The organism is Microcella sp. (assembly GCF_040286215.1).
In the GTDB taxonomy this organism is placed as follows: Bacteria; Actinomycetota; Actinomycetes; order Actinomycetales; family Microbacteriaceae; genus Microcella.
On the sequence record NZ_JAVKCK010000029.1, the window covers coordinates 119836 to 127563 of the forward strand.

General features: G+C 70.9%; 10 protein-coding genes. 3 read left to right on the forward strand and 7 right to left on the reverse strand.

What is annotated here, in order from left to right:
• Positions 1-66 precede the first annotated feature (66 nt).
• From RJQ01_RS12655 to RJQ01_RS12665, 3 genes are all read left to right on the forward strand, one after another.
• Positions 67-723 carry a hypothetical protein gene (locus RJQ01_RS12655; protein WP_350477077.1) on the forward strand — a complete coding sequence of 219 codons (657 nt, stop codon included), beginning with the start codon at positions 67-69 and terminating at the stop codon, positions 721-723.
• Positions 723-959 (forward strand): helix-turn-helix domain-containing protein, encoded by a 237-nt coding sequence (locus tag RJQ01_RS12660; protein ID WP_350477078.1) that lies wholly within the window; start codon positions 723-725, stop codon positions 957-959. The genes RJQ01_RS12655 and RJQ01_RS12660 overlap by 1 nt, the downstream gene beginning before the upstream one ends.
• Positions 960-1205: 246 nt before the next feature.
• Positions 1206-2198, forward strand: coding sequence for a pirin family protein (locus RJQ01_RS12665; protein ID WP_350477079.1), 993 nt, complete (start codon positions 1206-1208; stop codon positions 2196-2198).
• Between the two features lie 42 nt (positions 2199-2240).
• On the opposite strand, the gene RJQ01_RS12670 is transcribed toward RJQ01_RS12665, so the two are convergent.
• From RJQ01_RS12670 to RJQ01_RS12700, 7 genes are all read right to left on the reverse strand, one after another.
• Positions 2241-2426: a hypothetical protein gene (locus RJQ01_RS12670; protein ID WP_350477080.1), complete on the reverse strand. Its 186-nt coding sequence runs from the start codon at positions 2424-2426 to the stop codon at positions 2241-2243.
• Between the two features lie 62 nt (positions 2427-2488).
• Positions 2489-3076 carry a hypothetical protein gene (locus RJQ01_RS12675; protein ID WP_350477081.1) on the reverse strand — a complete coding sequence of 196 codons (588 nt, stop codon included), beginning with the start codon at positions 3074-3076 and terminating at the stop codon, positions 2489-2491.
• Between the two features lie 243 nt (positions 3077-3319).
• A complete protein-coding gene (locus RJQ01_RS12680; RefSeq protein ID WP_350477082.1) occupies positions 3320-3466 on the reverse strand; it encodes a hypothetical protein in 147 nt (48 codons plus the stop codon).
• A gap of 13 nt (positions 3467-3479) precedes the next feature.
• Positions 3480-5006, reverse strand: a complete 1527-nt coding sequence (gene lysS, locus RJQ01_RS12685; RefSeq protein WP_350477083.1) for a lysine--tRNA ligase — start codon at positions 5004-5006, stop codon at positions 3480-3482.
• Positions 5007-5083: 77 nt separating this feature from the next.
• On the reverse strand, positions 5084-5950 hold the full coding sequence (gene panC / locus RJQ01_RS12690) for a pantoate--beta-alanine ligase (RefSeq protein ID WP_350477084.1): 867 nt from the start codon (positions 5948-5950) through the stop codon (positions 5084-5086).
• The gene (locus tag RJQ01_RS12695; protein WP_350477085.1) at positions 5943-6692 is read right to left on the reverse strand and encodes a Rossmann-like and DUF2520 domain-containing protein; all 750 of its coding nucleotides are present in this window, start codon (positions 6690-6692) and stop codon (positions 5943-5945) included. The genes panC and RJQ01_RS12695 overlap by 8 nt, the downstream gene beginning before the upstream one ends.
• Positions 6689-7728 (reverse strand): PH domain-containing protein (locus RJQ01_RS12700; RefSeq protein ID WP_350477086.1); only part of this gene is annotated, 1040 nt, incomplete at its 5' end. The genes RJQ01_RS12700 and RJQ01_RS12695, both read right to left, overlap by 4 nt.

Here is a 7728-nt window from a genome sequence, read left to right on the forward strand (position 1 = left end):
GGCGCACCGCTTTGTGTATTATCGTTCTTCGTTAACAACGTTTGTCGATAACATCTCGGAGAGACCATGCCGGAGTCAACTCTCCCGCCCACCCCCACCCGATCCCACCGAGCGGGCGGACGAGCGCTTCTCGTCGTCGTCATGGCGCTCACGAGCACAGCAGCGCTCGCTCTGCTGCTCAACGACATCGTGAGGATTGCCTACCTGACGCGCGGTGGGTACACCCTCGAGCTTGCACTCGGCTCGCCCGGCGGCGTGCCCGCAGAGCTGCAGGGCGACAATGCCGCGACGACCTCGCAGTTCTGGACAGTGCTCGTCTCCAGTTCAGAGAACCTGACGACGCCGACGATCCTGCAGGTCGTCGCGATCGCGCTGACAACCCTCACGTTCCTCGCCGCGGCCGCTGTGATCGTCCTGCTGTGCGCGCGACTGTGGGCCGGCCGCACCTTCGCGACCTCCACCGCCATCGGGATGCTCGCGCTCAGTGCACTCGCCCTCGTTGCGTCCCTCGCCGCGCCGTGGTTGTGTCACCGTGCCGACGCGATCGCGCTCGAGCAGCTCGACTACGCCACGGACGGCGGGGAACGCTGGGTGAGCCTGGAGCGCTTCGACCTGGGGTCGATCGACGGGTCGTTACTCGTGCTGGGCATCGTCGTACTGTTGGTCGCCCTCGTGTACAGCGGCGCGCGGCGACTGCAGCGCGACTCTGACGGGCTGGTGTGATGACGCCGGCGGTCTCCGATGAGGAGGAGTCGGGCATCCACTGCAGACTCGACGAACTGCTCGCGGAACGCGACATGACGCTCACCAAGCTCAGCGAGCTCGTCGGTGTGAGCCTCGTCAACCTGTCTGTGCTGAAGAACGACCGGGCGCGGGCCGTTCGCTTCTCGACGCTGCGCGCGATCTGCGAGGCGCTCGACTGCGAGGTCGGCGACCTCCTCGTGCTCGACCGCTCCTGACCGCGCGCGACCCTGCACCGCACCCGCACGCCCGCCGGTCGCTGGGCCACGCGCTCGACCACCCGCTCGACCCTGACTGTTGCGCGTTCAGGAGGATGCGCGTCGAAACCCTGGCGCACCGGCGTGTCACGGCCTCGCACGCGACCGCGGGGTACCGCATCCTGAACGCGCAACGGGGGCGGACGCGGGCGGGGGGTGCGTACTGCACGGCGGATGCTCGGCACGCGCCCGACGTAGGGTGGCGGTGTGAGCAACCTCGAGACCGAGCCCGACGAACTCGTGTGCGACGAGCGGCCGGCCACCGCGGACGGCGGCGGCGTGTTCGAGCTGCTCGAGCCCCGCGAGGTGCCGCTCGGCGGCCCGCGCGCGATGACCGTGCGCCGCACGCTGCCGCAGCGGGCGCGCAGCCTCATCGGCGCGTGGTGCTTCGTCGACCACTACGGCCCCGACGACGTGACCGATCGGGATGCCGGCATGGTCGTCCCGCCCCACCCCCACACCGGGCTGCAGACCGTCAGCTGGCTGTTCGAGGGCGAGATCGAGCACCGCGACTCGAGCGGCGCGCACGCCATGGTGCGGCCGGGCGAGGTGAACCTCATGACCGCGGGCTCGGGCATCCAGCATTCGGAGGTCTCGACGGCCGCGACCCGCCGCCTGCACGGCGCCCAGCTGTGGGTCGCCCTGCCCGACAGCCACCGTCACACGGCGCCGTTCTTCGAGCACGCGCCCGCCGAGCCTCGCGCGATCGGCGACGCGACCGTGCGCGTCTTTCTCGGCTCGCTCGGCGACGACGCTGCGAGCCCCCTGCGCCTGTTCAGTCCGCTGCTCGGCGCGCAGCTCGACCTGCCTGCCGGCGGTGTCGCCGAGCTCTCGGTCGACCCCGAGTTCGAGCACGGCCTGCTCGTCGACTCCGGCACCGCGACGCTCGACGGGCACGATGTACCGGTCGCGCACCTCGGCTACCGCGGCCCCGGCCGCACGACGCTGCGGATCGTGGCGGGTGAGCGACCCGTGCGGGCACTGCTGCTCGGCGGTGCGCCTCTCGGCGAGCCGATCGTCATGTGGTGGAACTTCATCGGCCGCAGTCACGACGAGATCGAGGCGTTCCGCGCGCAGTGGCAGCATGAGGTCATCGATGGCGGAGGCGCGGACGGCCGGTTCGGCCACGTCGACGGCTACGAGGGCGCCCCGCTGCCAGCACCCGCGCTGCCGGGCGTGCGCCTGAAGACACGCGAGTAGCGCCGCGACGCGGCGGGCGGGCGCCGGATGCTCCGACTCGCGCTACTCGTGCGGGTCGGCGGTGAGCTTCTCGAGTCGCGCGCGCTCCTCTGCCTCGACCTGAGAGTAGGCGCTGCGCTCGGCGCGATCGGCGCGGATGATCGCGCGCATGACGACCCAGAAGATCAGGCCGAGCAGGATCGTCGGCGTGACCGAGTAGATCGCGTTGCTCCAGAATTCTTCGGGCATGGCTCAAGGATACGTCGACCCGCCCTTCGAGGTCGCCGCAAGCCTTCTCGAGCCGGCCCGATCTACTCGGTGAGGCGGCGGCGTGCGACGTACAGGAACACGAGCACGAGCATGCCGAGTGCGGCAGTCGCGGCGAACACGACGGGAGCCAGTGCGGTGACACCGTCGAAGGGACCGCCCGCCTCGACGAGCTCCTCTTCGCCCGAGGGCTGCCCGGAGTCGCCCCCGAGCGTCGGCAGCTGCAGGTCACCGAAGTCGTCGATACCGTTCGCGAGCGTCACATCGCCCACGACGTGCGACAGCGCGCCTTCGGCGGCGAGCGCGATGACGCAGTAGACGCCGTCGGGGAACCGCTGGGTCGGCACCGTGAACGAGAACGCCGTCGCCGCGGCGACCGTCGTGGTGCGTTCGATGACGAGGGGTCCGCACTCGCCCAGACGCTGCTCGGCAAGGCCCACCGTCACCTCGGTCGCCTCACTGGTCGTGATCGTGCCCTCGATGAGCAGTTCACCGCTCACGACCTCGCCCGAGAGGGGTGAGAGGATGCGCATCGAGTCGGCGGCGAAGCTCGGCACCGCGGCGGCGAGCGCGATCGCCAGGGCGACGACGGGCACGGCCGGGAGAGCGCGGCGCAAGCGGGTACTGAACATGGAGTTCGCCGTTCGGGTCGGGCGAACGCTCAACCGGGCCGTGGCTCGGTCGACGTCGTACGGGTGTCGGGTGTCGTGCGGTTCTCGGAGTCGGCGCGGGTCTCCGGCGGGGTAGGCCGGTCGCAGACTTATCGAACTGTGTCGAGGATAGGCCGCCGACGGCGGGCCACGGCAGTCCCCCGTGTGGGGGGATAGAAAGCGACGTCTACCCCAGTGGATCGGCCGGGTGACGGGAGGCGCGGGTCAGGCTCGGCCGAGCATCCCGAAGATGCCGGAGAGCAGAAGGTACGCGCCGAAGGCGCCGACCACGATCCACAGGGCGAGGCGGTTCATCGTGAACGCGGGCTTCTTGTCGCCCGGCAGCGAGAGATCCTGGTCGTCCTTCTTCATGCGCTCAGACTACTCACTTGACCAGGGGGAACAGGATGGTCTCGCGAATGCCCAGGCCGGTGAGCGCCATGAGCAGGCGGTCGATGCCCATGCCCATGCCACCCGACGGCGGCATGCCGTGCTCGAGCGCCGTCAGGAACGCCTCGTCGAGTCGCATGGCCTCGAGGTCGCCGCCGGCTGCGAGCTTCGCCTGCTCGACGAAGCGCTCGCGCTGCACCACGGGGTCGACGAGCTCGGAATACGCGGTCGCCAGCTCGAAGCCGCGCACGTAGAGGTCCCACTTCTCGACCATGCCCGGGCGGCTGCGGTGCTCGCGCACGAGCGGGCTCGTGTCGACCGGGAAGTCCATGACGAAGGTCGGCCGCACGAGGTCGCCCTTCACGTGGTGCTCCCACAGCTCCTCGATGTACTTGCCCGGCAGCGGGTGGGTGAGCTCGATGTCGACGGCGTCGGCGAGCTTCCTCAACTCGGCCATGGGCGTCTGCGGGGTGATCTCCACGCCGACGGCGGCACTGAGCGAGTCGTACATGCTCAGGCGGTCCCACGTGCCCCCGAGGTCGTACTCGGTGCCGTCGGCCCACGTGACGACGTGCGACCCGGCGACGGCGATCGCCGCCTTCTGGATCATCTCCTGCGTGAGGTCGGCCATCTGGTGGTAGTCGCCGTACGCCTGATACGCCTCGAGCATCGCGAACTCGGGGCTGTGGGTGGAGTCGGCGCCCTCGTTGCGGAAGTTGCGGTTGATCTCGAAGACCCGCTCGATGCCGCCGACGACCGCGCGCTTGAGGAACAGCTCGGGGGCGATGCGCAGGAACAGCTCCATGTCGAAGGCGTTGGAGTGGGTGACGAAGGGGCGAGCGGATGCTCCGCCGTGCATCGTCTGCAGCATGGGCGTCTCGACCTCGAGATAGCCGTGTTCGGCGAAGGTCGCGCGCAGGCTCGCGACGGCGGCGGCGCGGGCCCGCACGGTGCGGCGCGCCTGGTCGCGCACGATGAGGTCGAGGTAGCGCTGCCGTACCCGGGTCTCTTCGTTCAATTCTTTGTGCAGCGTGGGCAGGGGCAGGATCGCCTTGGCGGCGATCGCCCAGCTCGACACCATGATGCTCAGCTCGCCGCGTCGGCTCGTGATGACCTCGCCGGTCACGTGCACGTGGTCGCCGAGGTCGACGAACTCCTTCCAGCGGTCGAGGCTCTCTTCGCCGACGACGGCGAGGCTCAGCATGACCTGCAGGCGCTCCCCGTCACCCGACTGCAGGGTGGCGAAGCACAGCTTGCCGGTGTTGCGGGAGAGCACGACGCGGCCGGCGAGGGCGGCGTGCTCGCCGGTGGCGATGTCGGGGTCGAGCTGGCCGTGGCGTGCGCGCACGGCGGCGATCGTGTCGGTGATCTCGAGGCCGATGGCGTAAGGGTCCAGGCCTGCCGCGAGCATCCTCGCCCGCTTGTCGAGGCGCACCTGCTTCTGCTCGGCGATCTCCTCGACCGTCGGCTCGGCGCTCTCGTCGTCGGCGGTGGTGCGCGCCGGTGCGGGGGTCTCGCTCATCGGGTGCTCTCCTCGTGTGTGGCCGCTCAAGCCTAACGGCGGCGCGCGGGGCGCAGACGCGGGATGTTCGGCGCGAGTTACCCGAGGGTGAGCAGCTCGGTGTCGATGAGCCGGGTGTCGCCCAGGCGCGCGGCGATGAGCGCGCGGGCCGGCCCGTGGTGCTCGTCGGGCACCGGCTCGAACGTGCGCGGGTCGACGACCGCGAAGTAGTCGAGCTCGACCCCGTCGGCCCCGGAGAGCACGCTCTGCGCGGCCGCGAGCACTGCGTCGATGCCGCGGTCGGCGGCCGACTGGGCGGCTTCCAGCGCCTGCGGCAGTGCCCGGGCCGCCGCCCGGTTGCGCTCGTCCAGGAAGACGTTGCGGCTGGAGAGCGCGAGCCCATCCGCTTCGCGCACGGTCTCGACGATCTCGACGCGCGTGCGGATGTCGAGGTCGCGCACCATGCGCTGCACGAGGAACACCTGCTGGGCATCCTTCTGCCCGAACAGCACGTGCTGGGGCTGCACGATGCCGAGCAGTTTGGCGACGACGGTCAGCACCCCGTCGAAGTGCCCGGGCCGCGACCGTCCTTCGAAACGACCGCCGAGAGCCCCCGCCGTGACGGTGGTCGCGGATGCTCCACTCGGGTACATCTCGTCGACAGCGGGGGCGAACACGGTGTCGACGCTATGGCCGGCGAGCGCGGCACGGTCGTCCTCGAGCGTGCGCGGGTACTGCTCGTAGTCTTCGCTCGGCCCGAACTGCAGCGGGTTGACGAAGATCGACACGACGACGACGTCGGCGAGCTGCGCGGCCCGGTCGACGAGCGCGAGGTGGCCTTCGTGCAGCGACCCCATCGTCGGCACGAGTGCGATGGTGCGGCCGTGCGCGCGCGCGGCGTCGAGTCGTTCACGCAGCTCGGCGATGCTGGTCACGAGGTCGGGCACGGTCGTCGTGTCAGTCACCGTTCTCCTTGCGCGGGGCGGGCATCGTGTCGTCGAGCCCGTCGAGGTCGATGCTATCGGCGCCGGCGCTGCGCAGCGCGGCGTCGACGGCAGACCGCACGACGGCGCTGAGCACGCGCCCCGGCTCGTCGATGCCGATGGCGCGCAGAGCGTCGACGGACTGACCGACGATCGCGCGGGAGAACTCGCTGGCGGCACCGATCGCGTCGGCGTAGGCCTCGCGGTGCTCCTCGGCGACGACGACCGGCTCGGCCCCCATCTCGACGACGAGCGCCTGTGCGATGGGCAGCACGGGCGTGGGGGCGGTGACCGCGCACCAGGCTTCGCGCAGGCGCGCCAGGTCGAGGGAGGTGCCGGTGAAGGTGAGGGCAGGATGCACGGCGAGAGGGATGATGCCCGCCGGTCGCGCGGGGTCGAGCACGCGTACGCCGTACCGCGCGGAGGTGTGCAGCACGAGCTGGCCGGGCAGCCACGCGTCGACGGCCGCGAGACCGCTGATGAGGTCGGGCAGTTGGTCGTCGGGCACGGCGAGGATGACGAGCTCGCTGCGCTCGACGACCTGCGGCACCTCCAGCACGGGCACGCCCGGCAGCATCGAGTCGACCCGGTCACGGGCGTCGTCGGAGTGCGCGGTGATGCCGACGATCGCGTGACCCGCGCCGGCGAGTGCGGCGGCGAGAACGGGGCCGACTCGTCCTGCCCCGATGACGCCGATGCCGAGACGGCCGTCCTTCTGGGTCACTCCCCTGCCTCGCGAGGAGCCTCGCGGGGAGTATCGCGGGAGGCCTCGCCGGAGCCGGACCGCCACCGATGCGTGCGGTCGGCCTGCGCGCTGCGGATCGCCGCTCCGGCGACCGTGTCGAAGAGTTCCATGGCCTGCGTGACGTCGAGCGCTCCGAGCTGCGGGGTGATCGGTCCGCTGACGGTGTGCACCTGAATGGCCGCGAGGCGCAGCGAGCGCAGGAGCGGCCCTTGACGCACCGACACCGACTGCATGCGGGGGAAGGGCACGACGGTGAGGTCGCGCCAGATCGCGCCGCGGCGCAGCATGACTGCGCCGTCGCTCACGGCGAATCCGTTGCGGGGCTGGGAGAACCAGCGCAGGATCCGTGCGCGCGGCGGCGAGTTCACGAAACCATCGGGCGTGGCGCCGTCGTCGCCGTCGCGGCCGTGGGAGGTGAGCCCTCGCTCGAGCACCGGCAGCACGTCATCGGTCGCGACGTCCGGCAGCAGCAGCCGCAGCACGGTGCGCACGTCGTCGAGGTTGCCCACCGGCAGGATGGTGGTCTGCTGCTGGCCAGCGGCGCCGCTCTGTGAGGAGCGCGAGGCGCGGTTGACGGCGATCTGCCACCAGCCCGATGGGCGCCACAGCAGGGGCTGGCTGATGCGCACCGAGTGGATGCGCCCGGGAGGCAGGGTCTCGTTCGTCGTGGAGAGCAGGCCGAACCCGACCCGCACGCCGTCCGGCGTGGACGCGATCGAGTACCGCAGCGACCGGGTGATGCGCGAGATGAGGTAGCCGCCGAGACCGAGGAGCGCGGGCAGGAAGCCCACGAGCAGGAACAGCTCGCCGCTCCAGATGATGCCGACCGTGAGGCCGATGATGAGCAGCACGAAGACGATCGTGGTCTCGCTCAGAACGGTCGAGCCGACGAGCCGGCCGGGATTCATGCGCAGGACGGCTTCCGGCTCGGCGAGGGCCGGGTCGAGCTCGGGGGCGAGGAACTCCGAGACGCGCTCGTCGAGCATCCCGCCCAGATCGTGGGCGCCCGCGGCGC